The 1,351-nt window shown below is 71.9% G+C and carries 1 protein-coding gene; it reads right to left on the reverse strand.

Translation table 11 applies throughout. The features are described from left to right. Positions 1-36 precede the first annotated feature (36 nt). A complete protein-coding gene (locus tag PH189_RS30245) occupies positions 37-1,245 on the reverse strand; it encodes a DDE-type integrase/transposase/recombinase (RefSeq protein WP_274192573.1) in 1,209 nt (402 codons plus the stop codon). Positions 1,246-1,351: the final 106 nt, after the last annotated feature.

The raw sequence follows: 1,351 nt of genomic DNA on the forward strand, positions 1-1,351 counted from the left end.
CCTGTGATGTCTCAGCACATCTGACACAGGTCTGTCTCAGCACATCGGAGACAGGTTGGTTGTCCGCTGGTAGCGGGTGGTGCGGTCGAGGGTATGGCTGGCGGCGACGGTGTCGTTGATCAGAACGGTGACGCGGTCGCCTTGCCAGAACACCTCGGCGGTGGCGCCGGCGTGGCGTCGGCCCAGGCCGATGGAGGTGCCGCTGAATCCGATCACCCCGGTGGAGGAGACGGCGCGGGTGAGGTGCCCGGCCACCCGTGGTGCGGGCCCGGCGGGTCGGGCGCGGTCGGTGGCGTGGAAACGCTGGTGCGGGGTGTCGCCGTCGAGGGCCTGGTGGCGGCGGCGGTTGTAGCCCTGCCGGTAGGCCTCGAGCAGGGCCTGCAGCTCGACCAGGGTGTGTGGGGCGGGTCGGGCGGCGAGCCAGCGTTGCAGGGTTTGGTGGGCGCGTTCGTTCTTCCCGCAGGTCTGGGGGTGACCGACCGAGGACACGATCGTGGTGATCCCCAGCGCGGCGAGGTGGCGCTCCATCTCGACCAGGGGCCATTGTCGGCGGCGCCCGGAGAAGGCGGCGCCGTTGTCGGAGAGCACGCAGGCCGGGTGCCCGTAGCGCTCGAAGCCGGCGCTCAGCGCCTGCCAGACCGCGTCGCTGTTCTCGCCGGTCGCGGCGTGGCAGGCGATGTCGAGGCGGGAATGGTCATCGATGACCTGCACGATCGTGGCCCGGGTGCCGGTGGCGAGCAGGGTGGTGGTGCCGTCGATCTGCCACACCGCGTTCGGGGCGGGATGCACGAAACGCCGCCCCCGGTGGGGACGTTTGCGCGGCGCCGGGGTGATCTGGCCGCGGTCGAGCAGGATGCGGTGGATCGTGGCCCGCGACGGGACCTCGCCGAGGTCGGGCACCGGCCCGCCGGTGGGGTGGACACCGGTGGCGGCGATGTCGAGCAGCCGCCAGCGGATCGTCTGCGCGCCGTGGTCCCAGCCCTGGTCGGCGAGCTCCTTGCGGGCCCGCACCACCGCCTCCCCGACAGGCGCGGGCGTACTCGTCGGGCGGGTGCGCGGGGCGCGGGAACGCGGGGCGAGCCCGGCGCTGCCGTGCTCTCGGAACCGGTCGAGTTTGCGGTAGAACACCGCCCGGGACACACCGTGCTCCCGGCACACCCCACTGACATTGACCTTCTCGCCGGCGGCGACACGGGCGACCGCGGCAACGAGCGCGGGATCCATCTCGAACCCTGTTCTGCCCACCCCGGCAGGCTGGCCACAACCGCAGCCAGTCCGGCCGGAGGGAGCCAGTCAGTGTCCGCGATGTGCTGAGACATCAACTGTCTCCGATGTCCTGAGCACGAGCAGG

Source organism: Actinomycetospora chibensis (assembly GCF_028737215.1).
GTDB lineage: Bacteria > Actinomycetota > Actinomycetes > Mycobacteriales > Pseudonocardiaceae > Actinomycetospora > Actinomycetospora chibensis.